18 protein-coding genes are annotated in these 17,780 nt (G+C 67.4%); 3 read left to right on the plus strand and 15 right to left on the minus strand.

Annotated features, from left to right (window positions below):
* Positions 1–39 precede the first annotated feature (39 nt).
* The gene (locus ACWEN3_RS06265) at positions 40–396 is read left to right on the plus strand and encodes a tetratricopeptide repeat protein (RefSeq protein WP_452966407.1); all 357 of its coding nucleotides are present in this window, start codon (positions 40–42) and stop codon (positions 394–396) included.
* 82 nt (positions 397–478) lie between these two features.
* Here the strand turns inward: ACWEN3_RS06265 and ACWEN3_RS06270 are convergent, their stop codons facing one another.
* The gene (locus ACWEN3_RS06270; protein WP_452966338.1) at positions 479–697 is read right to left on the minus strand and encodes a hypothetical protein; all 219 of its coding nucleotides are present in this window, start codon (positions 695–697) and stop codon (positions 479–481) included.
* Positions 698–741: 44 nt separating this feature from the next.
* Positions 742–978 carry a hypothetical protein gene (locus ACWEN3_RS06275; RefSeq protein ID WP_452966341.1) on the minus strand — a complete coding sequence of 79 codons (237 nt, stop codon included), beginning with the start codon at positions 976–978 and terminating at the stop codon, positions 742–744.
* Positions 979–1,589: 611 nt separating this feature from the next.
* Between ACWEN3_RS06275 and ACWEN3_RS06280 the strand changes: the two genes are divergently transcribed.
* Positions 1,590–2,867, plus strand: a complete 1,278-nt coding sequence (locus tag ACWEN3_RS06280) for a PIN domain-containing protein (protein ID WP_452966409.1) — start codon at positions 1,590–1,592, stop codon at positions 2,865–2,867.
* A 429-nt stretch (positions 2,868–3,296) separates the two neighbouring features.
* Here the strand turns inward: ACWEN3_RS06280 and ACWEN3_RS06285 are convergent, their stop codons facing one another.
* The 3 genes from ACWEN3_RS06285 to ACWEN3_RS06295 form a co-directional block, all read right to left on the minus strand.
* Positions 3,297–3,929, minus strand: a complete 633-nt coding sequence (locus ACWEN3_RS06285) for a hypothetical protein (RefSeq protein ID WP_452966344.1) — start codon at positions 3,927–3,929, stop codon at positions 3,297–3,299.
* A gap of 747 nt (positions 3,930–4,676) precedes the next feature.
* On the minus strand, positions 4,677–5,012 hold the full coding sequence (locus ACWEN3_RS06290; protein ID WP_452966346.1) for a hypothetical protein: 336 nt from the start codon (positions 5,010–5,012) through the stop codon (positions 4,677–4,679).
* Positions 4,969–5,517, minus strand: a complete 549-nt coding sequence (locus ACWEN3_RS06295) for a bifunctional DNA primase/polymerase (protein ID WP_452966411.1) — start codon at positions 5,515–5,517, stop codon at positions 4,969–4,971. Before ACWEN3_RS06295 ends, ACWEN3_RS06290 begins: the two co-directional genes overlap by 44 nt.
* Positions 5,518–5,922: 405 nt before the next feature.
* On the opposite strand from ACWEN3_RS06295, the gene ACWEN3_RS06300 reads away from it, so the two are divergent.
* On the plus strand, positions 5,923–7,176 hold the full coding sequence (locus ACWEN3_RS06300) for a hypothetical protein (RefSeq protein ID WP_452966413.1): 1,254 nt from the start codon (positions 5,923–5,925) through the stop codon (positions 7,174–7,176).
* A gap of 25 nt (positions 7,177–7,201) precedes the next feature.
* On the opposite strand, the gene ACWEN3_RS06305 is transcribed toward ACWEN3_RS06300, so the two are convergent.
* The 10 genes from ACWEN3_RS06305 to ACWEN3_RS06350 form a co-directional block, all read right to left on the minus strand.
* Entirely contained in the window at positions 7,202–8,134 is a 933-nt protein-coding gene (locus ACWEN3_RS06305) for a phosphotransferase enzyme family protein (protein ID WP_452966348.1), read from the minus strand.
* Between the two features lie 1,195 nt (positions 8,135–9,329).
* Positions 9,330–9,980, minus strand: a complete 651-nt coding sequence (locus ACWEN3_RS06310; protein ID WP_452966351.1) for an L-threonylcarbamoyladenylate synthase — start codon at positions 9,978–9,980, stop codon at positions 9,330–9,332.
* A gap of 3 nt (positions 9,981–9,983) precedes the next feature.
* Positions 9,984–10,748: a phytanoyl-CoA dioxygenase family protein gene (locus tag ACWEN3_RS06315; protein WP_452966353.1), complete on the minus strand. Its 765-nt coding sequence runs from the start codon at positions 10,746–10,748 to the stop codon at positions 9,984–9,986.
* Positions 10,732–11,571: a creatininase family protein gene (locus ACWEN3_RS06320; protein ID WP_452966356.1), complete on the minus strand. Its 840-nt coding sequence runs from the start codon at positions 11,569–11,571 to the stop codon at positions 10,732–10,734. The genes ACWEN3_RS06315 and ACWEN3_RS06320 overlap by 17 nt, the downstream gene beginning before the upstream one ends.
* The gene (locus ACWEN3_RS06325) at positions 11,568–12,365 is read right to left on the minus strand and encodes a class I SAM-dependent methyltransferase (RefSeq protein ID WP_452966359.1); all 798 of its coding nucleotides are present in this window, start codon (positions 12,363–12,365) and stop codon (positions 11,568–11,570) included. Before ACWEN3_RS06325 ends, ACWEN3_RS06320 begins: the two co-directional genes overlap by 4 nt.
* Complete coding sequence (locus ACWEN3_RS06330; protein ID WP_452966361.1) at positions 12,362–13,027, minus strand: HAD family hydrolase; 666 nt, start codon at positions 13,025–13,027, stop codon at positions 12,362–12,364. The genes ACWEN3_RS06325 and ACWEN3_RS06330 overlap by 4 nt, the downstream gene beginning before the upstream one ends.
* The gene (locus ACWEN3_RS06335; RefSeq protein WP_452966364.1) at positions 13,024–13,470 is read right to left on the minus strand and encodes a hypothetical protein; all 447 of its coding nucleotides are present in this window, start codon (positions 13,468–13,470) and stop codon (positions 13,024–13,026) included. The genes ACWEN3_RS06330 and ACWEN3_RS06335 overlap by 4 nt, the downstream gene beginning before the upstream one ends.
* Complete coding sequence (locus ACWEN3_RS06340) at positions 13,452–14,522, minus strand: enolase C-terminal domain-like protein (protein ID WP_452966367.1); 1,071 nt, start codon at positions 14,520–14,522, stop codon at positions 13,452–13,454. The genes ACWEN3_RS06335 and ACWEN3_RS06340 overlap by 19 nt, the downstream gene beginning before the upstream one ends.
* Positions 14,519–16,567, minus strand: a complete 2,049-nt coding sequence (locus ACWEN3_RS06345; RefSeq protein WP_452966368.1) for a phosphoketolase family protein — start codon at positions 16,565–16,567, stop codon at positions 14,519–14,521. The genes ACWEN3_RS06340 and ACWEN3_RS06345 overlap by 4 nt, the downstream gene beginning before the upstream one ends.
* Positions 16,564–17,607 (minus strand): hypothetical protein, encoded by a 1,044-nt coding sequence (locus tag ACWEN3_RS06350; protein WP_452966369.1) that lies wholly within the window; start codon positions 17,605–17,607, stop codon positions 16,564–16,566. Before ACWEN3_RS06350 ends, ACWEN3_RS06345 begins: the two co-directional genes overlap by 4 nt.
* Between the last annotated feature and the right edge of the window lie 173 nt (positions 17,608–17,780).

Below are 17,780 nucleotides of genomic sequence, written 5' to 3' on the forward strand. Positions count from 1 at the left end.
AAGCGCCATCACGACCTGGGTTAAACACTCACGAACTAACTGTCCAGCCGCAACAACCTCGCCGGCGCCTACGAGTCGGCGGGGGACCTCGGACGGGCCATCCCCTTGCACGAGGCTGTCCTCGCCCAGTTCGAGCAGGTCCTGGGCGACACCCACCCGCACACCCTGATCAGCCGCAACAACCTCGCCGGCGCCTACGAGTCGGCGGGGGACCTCGGACGGGCCATCCCTCTGTACGAGACCGTCCTCGCCCAGTTCGAGCAGGTCCTGGGCGACACCCACCCGCACACCCTGATCAGCCGCATCAACCTCGCCGCCGCCCGCGCTGTACAGCAGAGAAATGCAGCAACCTCAGCAACCGATTACGACCGGCAACCGCCCTCAGGGACCGAATAGCAACCTCTATGGCCCTGGTTGACCAATCTCTGTAGAGCTACGGATCAGAAGATGATGGCCTCGGTGCGGTACGCCCAGGGCATCACGTCTCCAGACCCCAGCACTCCGGCCCTAGTCCGCGCCAGTCGATCCACGGGCACTCCGCTACCTCCGTTGGGTCGATCTCCAGCCCGGCTCGGCGGAGGAACTCGGCGACGTCGGCCACGTTGTGGGCCAGGCCGAGCATCTCGCCGTCCGCGCGCACCCGTCGGCTGCCTGTGGGCGACGGCGGATGAAGGATCACGCGGATCGGGCCGGACATGCCTTCAGGATCATCTGGGACATGTGGCCCCGCATTCCAGTGCGTCATGGGTGAAGCCGCCGCTCACTCGCGCGTCCGTCCGGCTGTCCCAGGGCACGCAGTTCCCACCATGCTGCGGGGCTGGGGCGCCGTTGCTGCCAGTAGGGATGGAAGTACAGCTGAGCCGACAGTCGGTACAGACGCCGGCGCAGCTCGGTCCGACCGGGCCGCTCGGCGAGCTGTCGGTAGGTGTCATTCCACTCCTGCTGCGCCTGGGTGAGGTCGTCGGGGAACCTTCGCATGCCAAATTCAAGCATGTGTTCGATTTCTGGGTCCATCGAAGATGCTGCCGGGCGACGTTGTCGCGGCACGCCCAGGCCGGGAAGGTAACCCGTGGACGATCACGTCTCGGTTAGCGAATCCTGGGGGAAGCCCGGGCCGTCTCTGGGCCGTCCGAGGTCGCTCGGCAGTGCCCACCGACAACCAATGACGACCAATTGGGCACACCGGAGCGCGGCCCCGACCAGCAAAAACCCAGCTCTCCAAGATTCCCGGCAACACCCAGGGCAAGAAGAAGTGGTTGAACTGAAGCCACTCAGCCTCTCAGGCTCAGAGACGCGATCTGTGGCGTTCCTCGCCTCTCGGCACACGAGAGATCTCGCGCTGCGGTCATTCCTTGACCCGCCCCCAGCGATCCTCAGATACGGGACGCTCGTCTGTGGCCGGCAGTGGCCTCAACTCTCGTGTTCACGCCTGCCTCGAACACCGAAGCGTCCCTCGTCGCGCACCGCAGAGACACCTCTGTGGCGGCATGAGCTCGGGAACCGGCAAGATAATCCGTGTCTCCTGCAGCTTGCGCCTGAGATCATGTGCATCGTCGGGATTGATATGACAAGGACATGTCTTGATCATTTTGGATACGTGCATCTTGCGCGGATGCGGTCTAGGCAGCAGCAGCGCAGATCTCCTGCGGACAATCCGTGGATCGGGTATCCAACGGGTAGCAGTCCCTTGGGTTGCTATGGAGGAACTTGCGGCACAACACGCCGTGAAGTATGTAAAACAGTACGAATCTGCCGCAGCTGCTTTGGAATCCCTCAGGAAACCCACACCATGGTCTGGTGTTCCGGAGCTTGAAGAGTGTGATCTCGATCGCGTGCGCGAGCACTGGCGCCGGGAGTACGGATCGATCGTCGATGTCATTCCGACGAGCGAGGAGGCCCTACGTGAGGCAGCCTTCCGGGAAGCCAACGGGCTTGCCCCGTCGAAGATCGCCTCCAGCGGCAGCAAGTCAGTAAAGACCGGTTACCGCGATGTCGCCATTTGGATGTCAGCCATCGAATACGGGCGTCAGCACCCTCAGGAGACTGTCTACTTCGTCAGCTCGAACACAGAGGACTTCGGCGATGGCACCTCCTACCGTCATCCCATGTCCAATGATGTTGTGGGCCTGGGAAACCGTTTCGTGCACCTAACTTCGCTGGACCAAGTCGTGTCGCGGTTCACTCACCCTGCCGAGGTCGATGATCAGCAGGTTCAGGCGGCTCTCGCTCGCTCTACCTCTCTTATCGCCAAAGCCGCGTTTGAGAACGACGACATGACCAAAAGCCTGCGATCAGGTGGGTTCGAGTGCATCCTCGCTCGTCGCCACCTTCTCTGGGCAGGCGAGCTGGCAGGGCGAGCGCTGGCGTGGGTAAGGCCGCCCGACGGAGTCGAGGTTGGCCCTCTTCGGGACGTAAACGCCTATCGCATCGGCGATCGTGAGTGGTTTATCGCGACGGTCCGCTGGCACCTGGCTGGACCAGCAGTTCTCGACCCCGGGGAGGATTTCGTCCGCTGGAGGAGTCACGACGAAACGGCCACCATCGGTTGCAGCTGGGAGACCAGGGTGCTTGGCACCCTCGACGAAGAGGATTCCCGCTTGGTTGTCCTGAGGAGTTCGGCCCCCCGAGCTCTATCGCCAGAGGAGTTCGAACGGCTCTCGGCCGATGACACGATGACCGTCGACTCGATCCAATATGCGCTGGAGAGAGTCCTTCACGCCAGCGTCAGGGAGAACAGCCCGCAGGGGATTCAGTGGCAGATGCTGGTGCCCAAGCAGGGAGCAAGCTACTTGGAAAGCCTGCTCGCCGAAGCAAGGCAGCAGTACCGAACAGGGAGACCCTCGTTGGTCTGGGAGCAGCAGGGATAGCAACCATTAGTCGGCGATAGCGAGTTCCTCGCGACGCACTGCCAGCGTGGTGGAGGCCAGTGGGGTGCAGCGAAGCACACAGGCGCCTGGGCGGTCGGCGCACCCGCCGTCGTGGCTGACTGTCGCCGGCTGAGGTTCGTGCCACAACCGTGCCATATGCAGGGGTCAGCCACGGTCAACACCGGTGCCCTGCGGTCGAGTAGTCGCCCGCTTCCTCGGCCGACGAAGTCGCAGTTCAGCCCGCGGATCACCCAGCCTCTCTCCTAAAGCGGGTGGCGGGTGTGAGCCACGAGACGTCGTTACTGGTCGAATGCGGTTGGCATGGCAACCCGCAAGACCTGTTCGCTGGGCTGCGAAGCTTCCAGCCACTGTGGCAGCCGTGCTGCCGCGCTCAACAGCCGCGACTGCCGAGTGCGGCAGCACCACCCACTACTCCTCCAAGCGCTGCAGCGCGATAGGCGCATCGAAGACGTCGACGACGAACTCCGAAGTTCCGTTACCCTCGAAGTCGACGTCGCGGTCGCTGTGAAGCAACGTATGGATCCTTACCCAATGCCCCTGGGCGCTTGCTTCCTCCGCCACATTGAACGCGCCGCGAACGGGGCCGACAGGGCCAGTGCGTTGCTTACTCGTCCAGGTCTGCAGGAGCTTCGCTTCTGCGGGAAGCTCCCATGTGCGAGGCTCGGCACTGGCTGGCACGGAGACTTCATCGCTGAGCAACTGCACAACCCACTCGACGTCACCTTCGCTGTCCTGCTCGTTCGACATGCGAATACCGAGCCCGATCATGTACGCAGCCTCAAGATACTCCTCCAGCTCGTCATCGATGTCTCTGAAGTAGACAGCAGGGCGAACCACGTCGATCGGACCGAACCCAGTAAAAGCTCCGGGCATCGGCGGGCACTTCTCCTTGAGGTATTGCTGCGTGGCCATGCGCACAGCCTTCGGGACTCGGTTCAGGACTACTTCGAGAGCCTTGTCGTCCCGGTTGGCCAGGAAGCCGTTGAGTGCGTCGACCAATTCCTCGGTTAGATGGAGATCGCCAACTCCCAGCGTGAACACTGCCTCCAACTTTTCGCGAGGACCTTTGACAAGGGCGAACACTCGGCTCCGCCCCGGGCTCGTGTGCGCGATGAACGAGTAAATCACTTTTGTCTCACAGCACGTCTCAGAAGCCGTGTCGGCACCCACGTGCGCCAATGCGGCCAGAAGGAATGGGAAACCCTGGCAATCGACGTGTCGCACAAGCTACTTGCCCGTTCGCATGGTCAACGGCGGGTTGCTGTCAGACCCAGCGCTTCAGCCCGGGTCCGCATAGCTAGGTGCAGGCTACCCAGGCGCAGGCACGGTGACAACGGCGCACAAGAGCGTGAGGCGAGCCCAGACACGGGCGTTGCTGTACTGAGGGGGCCTGCTGACCGTCCGGGCTGCGGCGCTAGGGCGCCGGTCCCGGCCGGTCTGCAGGCCCCCTGATTGGCCCTCGTTGGGGAGGAGAATCTCTATGTTCAGCGCAACCGAGTCGCCGAAGACCGCGCTTCGCAATCCCTCGCTGCCAAGCCAGCCTGGATGAGCCGCGCCAGGAACAAGGCCGCTTCAGGGCGCACCGTACCGAGGCGGACAAGGCCGTCACCGCGCACATTCACATCCGCCGTGAGACCGGGGAAATCCGCCTCAAGTCCAAGAGCGGCGAGTTGCTGAGCGAGCCGGTCGGCACCGCGTCGAGCCTCGCCCCAGCCTCGGACGTAGCTCACGCCGGCCGTCAGGTTCTCAGCGCGTGGGGCGATGACTCCGCGTCGGTCTGTCATGGGTTCACTCCCCCGGTTCGCGGTCAGTCTGTGTGTCGGGGCGAGGCTCAGCAGCGCTCGCCAGGGCCAAGCGCAGCAGTTCGGCCAGGTGCTCGGCAGTTGCAGGCGAAACACGGCCCAGTTCGACCAAACCATGGCCGAAGGCGTTCAGGTCGGCGCGCAGGTACGGGAAGTCGCGCTCCATGCCCGCGCTGATCAAGGCGTCGCGGAGGGCCGTAGTCGCGTCACGAGCGGAGTACCAACCGTCGCTGTCCAACGGGGACCAGCGCGCTGCGTCAAGGCGGCCGCGGGATTCCTCATGCACCGGAAGCCGACTCCTCCGGGTAGGCCGCCATGGCATCAGCGGCGGAGCTGAACCGATCGCCGTAGCGATCAACGCGTGCCAGTAGCTCGGCGGCAGCGACAAGTACTGTTGCCAGGGCGATCGGACGAAGCGGATTGGCCTCTGGACGCCGTACCGGGGCCCGGAGCCATTCGTAGCGGTCGCCGCTCAGCGGCATGGGACCCGGCACCACCACCACTGCTTTGAGACCGAGGTAGCGGTACTCCGGCGGCTCTCTGGTCTCGCGCCGGAGGAAGTAGGTGAACCAGTCGCGGCTGTTGGAGCTGAGGAAGAAGCCGGCCCTGCGGGCCCGGTGGTCGACCATGACCGGGCCGCATGGCAGGTCCCGGCGGCACATCTGATCGAACGTCTCCAGACCGAGCCGCTGTTCCACCGACACCACGTCGAAGAGGCGGCCGGCGGGAATCATCGACGGGCTACGCGGGTCGTCCGCCCAGAGCGCCCGGCACATCACCGGGTCGTCCGCCGCTGCCGATAGCCACTCGATGCCTCTCCTGGTCATCGTTTGCACGTCTTCTTCCCACCTCGGGTCGGCTACCCCACGGCGCCTGAGCCGCAGTGGGTTAAGCGTCGCGGGACTGGCACTGACCAGGGCAGATGACGACAGGTGACGGGGGATGACGAGTGGCGCGGAGGCCCGTCACCCCCCGTCGTCCCGAAGTGGTGGCGACAAATCCCGTTCGCCGCTGCCAACGGGGTTGTAAATCGCGTACGTTCGTGATGGTCAAGGACCACGCACCACCCCCTTTGCACCGCCACGAGGAGGGAAAGGCCGTCTCCTATGGACCCCATCAGCGAGCGTTTACGCCGGGCCCGAACTGAACTCGGCTGGAGCCAGCTGCGATTGGTGCGTGAACTGCGCAAGGCCGCGGCCAAGCGCGGTTACCAGATCCCCACCGACGACAGCATCAAGCGGCGCATCGCGAGCTGGGAGAACGGGCACAGCGTGCCGGAGGGGTTTTACGGCGCCCTGCTCGGGGACGCATACGGCGCCAGCCCACATGAGCTGGGGCTGGAACACGACGGCAGAGAGCGTGCCGCGCTTCTGGACGCCAGCTACCCCGACAGCCCTGACACGGCGATCAACACGGTTGACCGGCTATGGAGCGCCGACCTGAACCGGTACGAGCCGTTGTTGCAGTCCGAGGCGTCCGAGCCAGCGTGGAACGAAGCGTCCTTACGGTGGTTGGTGGCACCGGAGCCAGCGCCCCGATCCGGTCGCCCGGTGGGGCTGCGAGTGGGGCTCGGAGACGTGGCAACGGTGAAGACCACGGCCGACATGTTCGCCAGACTCGACGACCAGTTCGGCGGCGACCACGCCCGGCGGTCCGTTATCCAATACCTCAGTGCCGAGGTTGTTCCGCTGCTGCGCGGCGGCTACAGCGACGCCGTGGGGAGGGCCCTCTACTCCACCGTGGCGGAGGCGACCCTTCTCGCCGGCTGGATGTCGTACGACGCCTGCCATCACGGACTCGCCCAGCGCTACTTCCTTCAAGCCCTCCGGCTGGCCCAGGACGCCAACGATCGGCGCCTTGCCGGAAGCATCTTGTCAGCGATGAGCCACCAGGCCACCTTCCTCGGCCGGTACACCGAGGCAGCGACGCTCGCCCGTGCCGCCCTGATGGGCATCTCCGCGGTGGCGACGCCGACGCTCCGAGCCCAGTTCCATGCGATGGAGGCTCGCGCGCTGGCCCGTACAGGGGATGTCCGAGGGTGTGAAGCAGCTCTGGCGGCGGCGACACGAGCGCTGGAGGGCAGGAACAGCGACGACGAGCCCGAGTGGATCGCCTACTTCGACGAGGCCGAGTTGGCCGCCGAAGCAGCGCACTGCTTCAGGGACGTCAACAGCGCCAGGCAGGCGGTTGCCCATGCGGAGAACGCGATGAGCGGCAGCCACGTGCGGAGCGACTTCTTCGCGACGATGGTGCTGGCCGACGCCCACCTACGCGCCGACGACATCGAGGAGGCCTGCCGGGTGGCGGTGGATGCGCTGGATCTCGGGGAGAACCTGAAGTCCGCACGATGCGTGAGTTACCTGGCTGAGTTCCGGGCGAATCTGCTCGCGGCAGGGGACAATGCGGTGTCCCAGGCGTTCGCGGAGCAGGTAGGCGAGCACCGGTTGTGGGTGGCAGCCGTAGCCGGCGGTCCTGCCGCTCGTTGAGTCGGCAGGCAGTGGACGAGGTTGTTCAGAAGGCGCCCCACGTGTCCCGGCCCTCACCGGTCCGAAGGGAGTACATGCGCTTCTCGAACTCGGCCGCGAAGCGCTCGCTCGTCGTCACCTGGTGCCCGATCCACGCCACCATCATCAGTTCGCGGAGGTCCCCGAGGGTTTCGTAGCCGGGCCAGTTCATCAGGTCGAAGCCATATCGGTGGACGAACTCCGCGTACTCCTCGCGGGTGTGCCACCCGTACCGCTCGTAGTAGATCGCGGTGAGGATCAGGTCCCACTCACGCGGGGCCAGGGCGAGGCCGTCGAGATCGATCAGGACGGCGTGGCCGTCGCGGTGACGGAGGACGTTCCCAATGTTGGCATCACCGTGGATCATCCCGAAGGGAAGGACGAAGTCCAGGCGGTCGTACTCCTTGGCCAGCTCGGCCGCCCGCCCCTCCAGGAACTCTCGGTCCCTGTCTGAGATGCCGTCCAGGCCCGCCAGGGACGAGGCCAGCTTGGCGTGTGGGTCGAAGTACGGCAGGCCCATGGATTCGGGCTCCTCCAGCCAGTGTAGGCGCTTTAACAGATCTGCAAGCTCGCCTACCGTGGCGTACTCCTCCCGCTCCTGGACGCTCTCCCAGAAGGTCACGACCCTGCCACCGACGACCACAGGTTGGGCGGTGTCCCGCGGAACGCGCGCGGCCGGGAAGTTGGACTGCTCCAGCCAGCGGGCGACGTCTACGGCTCGTTCCATCTCAGGAAGGACGGCAGGGTCACGAGCAATGCGGACAATCACCGGTTCCGAGACCAAGCGGTACACGGCGTTGGAGCCAAGCCGGAGCAACTCGGCGCCGGTCGGGTCGAGGCCGACGGAGCGGCAGGCGTCTCGGAGGACGGGCGCCGTACCCCCGGCCGTGAACTCCGTGTCGCCGCCGTCGTCCCACTCGCCGTCGCTGCCCGAGATCATGTGACCGACCATACGGGGCGCATGCCGAGGCCGACAGGTCACCTGCGTAATGGGGACGTAATGATCTTGGTTGGCTGCTCGACATGGGGCATCATTGGCGCAGGTCAGAGGGGTGTCGACCCAGTGAGCTCACCTGGGCTCCGGAGCCGTGTGCGCAGGTTCGAATCCTGCCGGGGGCACCCAGCATGAGGTGCCCAAAGACCCCGTCACCAGCGGAAACGCTGAGGCCGGGGTCTTCGCGTATATGCCGCCAGAAGCAGCCGTTTGCCACCGCTCACGTAATGGCGACGTAAGCCGTTGGAGGAGCAGGTCGGTTCGTCTTCCGGGCGCTGAAGGCTCGCGCGGAGGAGCAGGAGCGGGCTCGGCTGGAACGGGAGGCCGAACAGCGGCGCCTGCGCGAGGAGCGGGAGCGGCAGGAGGCGGAGCGTCGTCGTCTGGAAGCGGAGCGGGAGGAGCGCGTGCGTCGGGAGTGGGAGTCGGCCATCAGTGCCGCCTCGATCAAGGCGGTGCACGCCGTACGGGCGGAGCACTTCGGCACAGCCCTGGAGCAGTGGAAGGTGGCCGGAGAGATCCGCGTGTTCTGCGGCGCACTGGACGAAGCCGCCGCGACATCGGACAACGCCGTCGAAGCCGAGAGGCTGCGAGAGTGGTCGGCTTGGGGGAAGGCGGAGGCCGACCGGTTGGACCCCACCATGAACGGCAAGGGCCTGACCGCGCTCGACCCCGGTCCGGTGCATGGGTCCGCAGCAACGCCAGCATCACTACCAGGGGCGCCACATCATCCGGCCACACTCCCAGCGCGGTGCGGCAGGTGGCCCACGCTTCCTCCATCAGTGACCGGCCGCCGTTCTGCCCGGCGATCATCGCGCGGAGGGCCTGAACGTTCGCGAGGAGAGCCAGTGCGTGCGGCGAGCGCGGTTCCGCCTTCGCCCACGTGTCGGCGAAACGCAGCCGAGCACCCGCTTCGGCGAGCACCTGAAGTCGGAAGATCCGGCGGTCCCAGTCGGCACCGGTAGTGGTCAGCAGGTCTCGGGGGCCTTCCCAGCGCCCCATAGAAGCGTCTTCGAGGACTCGCCGCAGCGCGTTCGCCATCTCTTGCCGGGCGCATGTCAAGAGCGGGTTGCCCTCCGGTCGTAGGCATCATGTTCGCTCCGGTAGTCCGCTCCTGTCTGCTTGGCAGGAGGAGGCGAAGTCGTCAGGCGGTCCGGATCTCGGTGCCGAGCGCCGCCGAGATGGCCCGCTGGTGGACGAGGCCCGTACGCACCAGCCGGGCCTCCGGGGTGAAGCAGTCGACGATGGTCATGTGGTTCGCTGCCGGGCACACTCCGCCGTCGATGATGACGTCGGGTTCCAGGCCCGAGGCGGCCAGGAAGGCGTAGACCTGGTCGATCGTGATGGCCGGCCCGGGGTCGTTCGGGCCGGCGTCTCCGGAGATGTTCGCTGTGGTCGCCGCGAGAGGGACTTTCACCGCCGACGCGAGGTCTCCGAGGATGTCCGGGGCCATCGTGACCAGGGCGGGAGATCCGACTGCCCCGTGCTGGGCGGCATCTTCGGCGTTCTTCCACGGCAGCCGCAGTGCGAGATCACCGGGCCAGAAGGCCGTCGCGAGGCGCCTGCCGTCCGGGCTGAGGATAAAGCGTTCCTCACAGGAGGCGGTGGAGGTGGCCACATAGGCGAGTGGCTTGCCGCTCGGGCGGCGCTTGCCCGTGATGATGTCGTCGCATGCCCGCGCGTTGCTCGAGTCGGCGCAGACCATGTACCAGCGCCGGGTCGGGACGACGACGAGTCCTCCGGCCTCAATCGCCTGTACCGCGGCATCGAGGTCTTCGGGTCCGATGAGACGCATGAGCTACTCCTTTTCGGCTGCGGGCTGAGGGGTCGCGGCGAGGGGCGGATAGTCGAGCCACGGGTCGCGCAGAGCTTCGAGGCGGCGGCCGGCGTGGTCCGGGTGGGAAACGCGGAAGTAGGCCATCACCCTGGGGAAGGGGGTGAGGTTCCGGCCCACCGAATGCGGGACGAGGTGGTGCATGAGCAGGACGTCGCCGGGGGCACCGAGCAGAGGGACACCCCGCTCCTGGTCGACCTCTGGGGGCACCTGCTCCGTCATGCCGAGCGTCCACTGGGTCCGGAACCAGTCCGCCATGGTGTGGTGACCGCCCGGCTGGTAGTGCAGGGCCCCGTCCTGCGCGCTGCTCACGTCGGACAGAACGACGCCGACGAGGAGCGAGAAGGTGCGCAGTTCTCGCGGGTCGAGGTGAGGACAGGAGACCCCGTCCACGTGCATCGCCTTCTCGGGTTGCACGCCGGGGAATTCCGACTCGGGTACGCGGATCTGGATCTGGGCCATGGTGACGGGGAGGGCGTCTCCGAGGAGGCCGGTGGCAAGTTCGGCCGCATCCGTCTCCTCGTACAGGGCGAGGATGTCGGGGTGGCTCCCGAGTTCAGGGGCGAAGGTGCGCTGGCTGTAGGCCGGAACTTCGCTGGGCCTCAGACCGCTGTACCAGCTCCCGACCAACGAGGCGGCGCGTTGGACGAGTGCCGGGGCGACCAGCGCACGGCGCACGAGGACGCCATCCCGTTTGAAGGTGTCCTTCTCCTCAGGCGTGAGGGGCATGGTGCCTCCGTAAGGTCTGCGACGGACCAGGGGACGTGGCCCTGTGGAAGCGGTCGAGGATGTGCGTGCTCGCGTCGAGCGCTGCGGCGAGGAGCTTCTGACCCAGCTCCGGGGTGGCGTTGCGCGGATCACCGCCGATGACACCATCGGCGGCGAGCTCGGGGTCGTCGGAGGACCAGGGCCACGTCACGCCGCGATCGAGTACGAGGTGGCCGATCGACCGGCGCCGGCCGGGGTCGGGGAACGCCTCGCCCGGCAGGAGGTCCAGCCGGACCCGGTCCGGGTCAAGGGCGAGCATGAGGGCGGTCTCCAACAATCCGGCATGCACCTCGGGCAACTCGCTGCCCATCGGGACGCGGCCGGCGGCGAGTGCGGCCGGGTGCAACACGCAGGTGGTGACGCCGTGGGAGTGGCGGAGCTGGTGGACAACCGCCTCCAGCACGCCGCGGTTGCCGCCGTGGCCATTGACGAGGAGCACGGAGCCGACCCCCGTGGAGCGGATGTACTCGGCCACGAGCGTGGTGATCAGCGTCGCGTACAGGTGGAGGTCCAGCGTGATGGTCCCCGGCACGCCGGCGTGCTCGGGCGAGAGGCCGTAGGGGATGGCCGGCCCGACCCACAGGTCGTGCCGGTCCGCTGAGTGCGCGGCCAGACGGTGCGCGAATTGCTCGGCGATGACGGTGTCGGTGTCCAACGGCAGGTGCGGACCGTGCTGTTCGACCGACCCGAGCGGCAGGCAGAGCACGGACCGTTCGCCGAGCTCGGCCGCCACACGAGGGGCGGTGAGCGCGGCGAACGCCCGTCTGGTGCTCCGGCTGGTCACCTCCTGCTCCGCCGCCCGAAGCGGATCAGGAACTCGTTCTCCTCCGGGAAGGTGTCGTCCTCGCTGAAGTCTGCGAGCCGCTCCTTGACCGCAGTCTCGAATTCCGGCAGCCGGTCGCCGAAGAGGGGGGGTGCGGCGAAGGAGGTGGAGTAGAGGTAGCCGAGGATGCTCTCGGTGGTCCAGGTTCGGTGGACGGGGATCCGGGCCTCCTCGACCTGGTCGAAGGGAGACTCCTCCATAATCTCGCTGTACGGGCGGTTGTGGTGCTGGAAGGTGCCGGAGCCGGCCCGCCGTTCCTCGCCGAGGAACGTCTTGATGACGTCACGGACGGCTTCCTTCCAGGGACTGGTGGCGGTCCAGAAGCTGCTGTCGCCGAAGATGGCGACGACACCGTCGGGCGCGACCTGATCGTCCAGTCGCGCCAGCACGGCGGCCTGGTCGAGCCAGTGGAACGCGCGGCAGATTGTGACCAGTTCTGCCTTCCAGCCCGCGGGCGGCACGAAGTCTTCGGCGGTGCTCTCGACGAGCGACAACCGCGTGCCCTCGGGGAGCTTCGGGCGGAGTGCCGACTCCGCCGCGGCGAGCATGTCGGCGTCGTTGTCGATGGCGATGATGTCGTCGAAGCGACCGAGCAGCGCCTCGGCGACCAGTCCGGTGCCGGTGCCGACGTCGAGCAGGCGTCGCGGACCGTCGGTCCAGGCGGGGGCGGCCTGGTCCAGGGCCGCGGCGACGTCTTCGGGGATGCCGGGGCGGAACTGGCGGTAGTAGCTGGCGGTTCCGGTGAACAGGCTCATGTGGCGCTCCGTGGTGCGAGGTGCTGGATGTGGGCGGCGGCAGCCGCCAAGTCGTCGGCGACGAGCACACCGTGGTCAACGAGAAGGGCCACGTCGGGGACCTGCCTTCCGCGCGAGATCCACATGGCGCGCGCCCCTGCTTCGATGGCACCCACGATGTCGCACGTCCAGTCGTCACCGACGTGGATCAGGCCACTTGGGTCCGTGTGGAAGTGGTCGGTCACGGCCTGGAAGGCCCGGCGGTCGGGCTTGGTATGGCCGATGCGGCAGGACGGAAAGAAGTCGCTCACCCACGGGGAGAGGAGCCTGCGCATTCCGTCGGTGTCGGCGTCGACGCAGGTCACGTTGGAGAGGGTGACGACGGTGGCTATAGAGCTGATCTGGCGCAGGGCCTCGGTCGTGCCGGGGTAGAGGCTGAACGGGGCCGGCGGCACATCGCGGGGGAACGTCTCCGCCGGCACCTGGATGGCGTCGCAGACCTCGTGCACCAGGGAGTCGGTCAGGGCCGGTCGGGTGTGGAGGCTGGAGCGAAGGATCTCGCGGGTACGGGCCGGAGGGAGCGGTGACGCTTCGACCAGCCGCATCGTCAGGCCGGGTCCGTCGGCCATGCCCAGGGTGCCCCCGACGTCCACCGAGACCAGCAGTTCGGGTCGTGTCGTCATCGTGTCCTCCCCGCGGTGGCCGGGAGCGCGGAGACGACGGCTTCGATTCGGGCCTGCCGGATTTCCGGGGTGGTGGCTTCCGACAGGAACGTGAGGGCGTACCGCAACTCCGCCTCATCGAGCGCGTCGAGTGATCGCCCTTTCTGATCGGCGGCGGCGTTGAGGTCCGGTGGGATGCTGCGCGGGCGCAATCCGTGCGGCAGGTGGAGTCGACCGTGCCAGTGCTCGCCGTCGGCCGGCGCGGGGAACTCGCTCGTGGGCCGCAGGACGGTGACGTCGTCCAGGGTCAGGATGCGTACGGGGATGGACGAGTTTGCGATGTCCAGGCTTCCGGTGAGGAAGGTGTCGTGGCCGTCAAGTCGTCGCGCCAGGCGGAGCAGGGGTCCTTCGGGGCTGTGGGTGACCGTGCCCTCGACGGGAACGTTCAGTGGGGCGCTGGGCATGCTGTGCTCCTTGGCGTGGTGCCGAGACCAGGGGCGTTCGGCAGGCGGATGTGGCCGTTTTCAGGGCGGAGCGGCATCTCGTAGAGGCGTTGGCGTCCGGGCTCCCAACGCAGCCGGTACTCGACGGCCGGAACGGCGTGGGGGTAGGCGGCGGCGAGGTGGAGGCCGGGCACGAACGAGCGGCCGTGCGGGTACACGGGGACACCCTGGGCCTGAGCGACTGGGATGATTTGCGCCGCTCGGGTCAGTCCGCCGCATCCGACGGCGTCGAGGGTCAGGGCAGTGGGCCGTATGTACTGGATCAGGCCGACGGGGTCCTCGTCGCAGTGCGCGCGTTCGCCGACTGCCAAGGGGAGCGGGGTGGCCGCCAGAAGCTCGTAGGTGTCCGCGTCGTGACTCGGGAGCGGGTCCTCCAGCCACCGAAGGCAGGAGGGGTCGGCTACCTGTGCGAAGGCCAGGGCCACGGCCGGTGTCCAGGTGCCGACCGCGTCGACGGCGAGCGGCGCGTCGAGAGCGTGAGAGCAGCACTCGACCGCCTGGGCCATGCGGGCCGCCGCTTCCCCTGATGGGTCGGACGGATTCCGGCGAAGCCCCCACTTGGTGAAGCTCCAGCCGCCTGCCATGACGCCGGCCAATACGTTGGGGCTGTTGATGCTGCTGAGGTCCTGGGTGAGCCAGGAGGCGTACGCCGGGATCAGCGGCCGAGGGGCCATGGTGGTGAGGAGTTCGGCCACGGTGCGCTCGGCGAGTCGGCCGTGGAGGTCCCAGACAGCGCAGTCGACCGTGCCGACAGCCCACGAGGCAACCTCGCTAGGCCGTCTGCGAGCCGCGGCCCGCAGACGGTCCAGCAAGCCGGCGTGGTCAGTGACCAGAGCGTCCTTCGTCTCAGGGGCCAGCACGTCGTTCACGTAGCGTCCCACGCGTTCGCCGACTGGGCCGTACCAGCCGAGCGCGAGCCCAGCTCGGACCGCGACGAAGAAGGTGTCGTCCCCGGCTGCCGTCGGCTGCCTCGTCTGGACCACGTGGAGGTCCTGGATGGTCCACGAGGTCATCGGACCACCTCGCGAGATGCCAGGAGGAGGTCGGCGGCTCGCTCGACTCCGGGCACGTCCATGTCCATGGTGCGGGCGAGATCGCGCTGCGGCATCGGTCTGGCGGGCTCCTGCCAGCCGATGACGTCGACGGGGCGGCGGAGCCTCCCCGCCAACAGCCCCCATACAGCTGCGGGGTGGCCCAGGGTGAGGAAGAGAACGGAAGCGTGGGAACCGAGATAGTGCTCGACTTCGCAACCGTTCAGACCCCTCGGCCAGGTGCCCGGGGCACCGAGAACCGTGAGGTCCAGCAGGCTGACGACGCGGACCCCGCACCGGTGACGGTCGCGAATACGGTCGACGGCTTCCGTGGCTACGGCAGCGGGGATGTCTCCCGCTGTCACGATCGTCAGGTCGGGCTCGTCATGGTCGCTGAGGTGCGACCACACCGCGAGACCACGGCTCCGCTCCTCGTCCAGCGAATGTTCCGGGTGGAGCGTGCGGTTGTGCTTGCCGGTGATGATCAAGTTGACGCGGTCCATCGAGTCGAGCGCCTCATCCAGGACAACCGCCGTACGAGTCGGGTCCGCCGGCGTCAGCACATGCACTCCGGGAGCACCGAGGGCCAACAGGGCAGTGGCGAGGGACGGGTCGCCGTGGGTGTGGACGTTGTGCCAGCCGTAGCTGGTCAGGAGGAGGTTGAGGCTGGGCAGGCCCTTCGCGCCGTCGAGGCGTCGCTGCTTGATGTGAGCCACCAAGCCGCTGGTGAGCAGAGGGGCGAAGCTCTCGTACGACACGAGCAGGCCCCGTCGCCCGCTCGCGGTCCAGCCGGCGAGCCACTCCAGCAGCACCTCCTCCGCCAGCAGCTCGTGAGCCCATCGCTCACGTGCGAGGTCAGCAAGCCGATTGGAGGCCAGTTCGTCGGGGCTGAGGAGCAGGAAGTCCCCTCGTTCTGCATGCCGCCGGACTGTCCCAGTGACCGCGCTCGTGAACGAGGCAGCATTGGGTACTGGCGGGGCGTCCGGGATGACCGACCGCGCGCGGGGCAGGACGCACCAGCGGACCTGGGCGACTGCCTCCGCCAAGGGCCCTCGGCTTCGCCCCCGCGTGTCGAACAGCTGGGAAGGCCGGTAGGAGGCAAGCCAGTCATCGAGCTGCGACAGCTGTTCCGCGTCGGCGCGAGGGTTTGTGAGAGGTGTCTTGTGCAGAGTGGGCGTACCGATAAGCGTCTGGCCGCCCAGGGCCAGAGGGCCGGTCCATCCCTTGACGCAGCGCAGGACCAGTGCCGTGGGCCGGCCTACGACAGTGGCCTCCAGGACGTCCCAGAGGGCGGCGTGGAAGACTGCGTGCTCCGCCTGCGATCCGACGGTGACGTGGACGATCACAGCCCGCCATCCCATACCGGCGAAGTACGCCCGGAGCCGGACGTCGTCCAGTCGTCCGAGCAGTGAGGGACCGCCCATGCGGAAGCCGTTCACGTGCACCACGGGAAGTACTGCGGCACCGGTGAGATCTCCGTGGGCGAGCCAGGCCGATGCGGTCGTCGGGGTCTCGCACTCGCCGTCACCGATCACAGGCACGACGACCCTCCCGGGAGCGTCGAGCGCGACCCCTTGCGCGAAGGGCAGGCAGCCCCCGAGTCGCCCACCGAGAAAGGCACCGGCCGGAAGCGCCGGGGTGACTTCGGCTCCCAGCCCTTCCACATCAGGGAAAGCCTGGGAGAACCGACGCAGGCCGTCGGCGTCCGGGCCAAACTCCGGGCGCAGCTTGCCCAACTCACCTGTCACCCAGGACGCCGAGAGCTGGACCACGCCGGCATGACCGGCTCCGAGCAGTGGCACGAGGCCGACTTCCCCGTCAAGAGCCCCGGCGGCAAGGGCGAGGTGGGTCAAGGCGAAGGCGGTGCCCGGCACGGTCCCCCAGTGGCCGGACGGTCGCTCCTTCACATGTGCGGCGGTCAGCGGCCGGCTGAGCAGGACGTTGTCCCGTAGGTGGAGTTGGCACACCGAGGCGTAGCAGATGGCTCGCCACAGGGCCTCGGCCAGAACGGCATCGTTCTCCATCATGCGCCGACCAGTGTCTCGTCAGCGAAGGTGAAGTACCACAGGGGGCGATAGCACTCCCATGCCGTGGGCCGCAGTCCGGAGGGCTTCATGATCTTCTCTATCTCGGCGCGGGCGCGGAGGTAGTACTCAAGCTCATGGGCTCCGGAGGCGCGCAGGCCGGCCATGATGCGGTTGTGGGCCTGGTAGACCTGGAAGTTCGGGAACTCCGTCACGTACGGCGCGAGGGCCTCTACGCCGGTGCGGAGTGCGTCGAGGTCGTCCAGGCCCGCGATGTACGTGAACGACGTCCCGTGGCCGGCGGCGACCGCCCGCCTCATCACTTCCGGCATCGAGGCGGTCGTCAGCACCGCCTTGCTGGCCTTCAACAGGAGGTCCCGTCGCGTGAAGCATTCAGCGGTGAGCCGGAGCACGAAGGGGCCGATGTCGGCAAGCTCGTCGAACGCCTGCCTGGAGTGAAGCACCGAGGTGAGGAAGCCGAGCCTGGCTTCGATGCCGTACTCGGCCAGAACCGATCGCAGGGCCCGCATGTGGTCGACGGCCGCGGGCTCCCGCTCGAAGCATCCGGTGGAGACGGTGACCTCTCGGACTTCCGTAAGGTCCCGCCTGGGATGCTGCTCGCGCAGCGCGGCGAGGAGCTCCCGGAGGTCCTGTTCTTCCGACAGCCGAGGGTCCGCCGCTGCCTCAAAGGTGTTGGGGCAGAAGGCGCAACCCACGCAGCGGCTACGGGCATTCGGATTGAGCGTCAAGGCGGTGCCGTCGTCGCGGAAGTAGCCACCGACCGCCTCATCGGCGTCGATTCTCTCCACCGTGCCGACCGGGGCACCCCCCAGCAGCAGTTGCCCATCGTCCATCAGCCTGAAGGGCGACTCCGCCGCATTCAGCGGGACGATGAGCTGCCAGGGCACGGATCGTGCGCTGTCCAGTCGCACCTGCAAGCGGGCGCGGTGACGCGGTGCTTCCCCGTCGATTCCGTGGAGGTTGATCGAGATGAGCAGGGCGTCTTCGACCGGCACCCCGTACCGCTGCGCGAGCCGCTCCACGTCTGCGAGTGTGGACGCCGCGCCCGCCTGTCCGCCGAGTAAAGCTGTCACGCGCGTGCTCCATCCATGAGGCCGGAGAGGGATGGCACGTCGGCGGAGCGCGGGGGACGCTCCGCCGACGGCTCCCAAGAGCGTGCCGTCGCACGGTAGGACGGCGAACCACGCGCAGGGAC

The organism is Streptomyces sp. NPDC004561 (assembly GCF_053602155.1).